This is a genomic window from Pseudoalteromonas sp. GW168-MNA-CIBAN-0100, assembly GCF_040309225.1.
Classification (GTDB): domain Bacteria; phylum Pseudomonadota; class Gammaproteobacteria; order Enterobacterales; family Alteromonadaceae; genus Pseudoalteromonas; species Pseudoalteromonas arctica.
The window spans coordinates 1-232 of the sequence record NZ_JBEOOL010001163.1 but is presented as its reverse complement, the minus strand read 5'-3'; the positions used below and the strand labels follow the sequence as shown (position 1 = coordinate 232).

Annotated in this window: 1 protein-coding gene; it reads right to left on the bottom strand. The window is 50.9% G+C overall.

The features are described 5' to 3' along the window. Positions 1-232, bottom strand: a 232-nt coding sequence (locus tag AAEY62_RS25035; RefSeq protein WP_350637205.1) for a TonB-dependent receptor plug domain-containing protein, incomplete at both ends; no start/stop codon positions are given.

Below are 232 nucleotides of genomic sequence, written 5' to 3'. Positions count from 1 at the left end.
ATCAACTCAGACGGGTATTGATCAAACTCAATACTGCGACTGCCGCTAGTTGATACTTGCTCGCGACCATTCAAAGTTGAAAATACAAAGCCACCGGACATACCGCGAATATTGATTTCTGCCGCTTGGCCGCCGGTTCGTACCGCAGAGATCCCCGGCAGTCGTGTCAGCGCATCAGCCATAGATACATCAGGCAAAGCGCCTAAATCATCCGCCGACAACTGCTCTGATA